Origin of the sequence: Pseudomonas sp. SIMBA_041 (genome assembly GCF_046535095.1) — a bacterium.
Taxonomy (GTDB): domain Bacteria; phylum Pseudomonadota; class Gammaproteobacteria; order Pseudomonadales; family Pseudomonadaceae; genus Aquipseudomonas; species Aquipseudomonas mucoides.
Genome location: NZ_JAWRXJ010000603.1, coordinates 1 through 254, shown reverse-complemented (window position 1 = coordinate 254; position 254 = coordinate 1). Strand labels below are relative to the sequence as shown.

The 254-nt window shown below is 66.9% G+C and carries 1 pseudogene; it reads left to right on the top strand.

The window, feature by feature from the left end:
• Nucleotides 1-254: pseudogene (locus SB725_RS32530) on the top strand (tRNA pseudouridine(38-40) synthase TruA); the annotation flags it as partial.

Below are 254 nucleotides of genomic sequence, written 5' to 3'. Positions count from 1 at the left end.
CCCTGGGTACCAATTTCAACCTGCCCCACGACATCAGTGTGGTCTGGTCGCGCCCGATGCCGTCAGACTTCCACGCCCGGTTCAAGGCCACGGCGCGGCGTTACCGCTACGTCATCTACAACGACCCGATCCGCCCGGCACACCTGGCCGAGGAGGTGACCTGGAACCACCGCCCGCTGGATGTCGAACGCATGGCCGAAGCCGCCGCGTTCCTGCTGGGCACCCACGACTTCAGCGCCTTCCGCGCCAGCCAG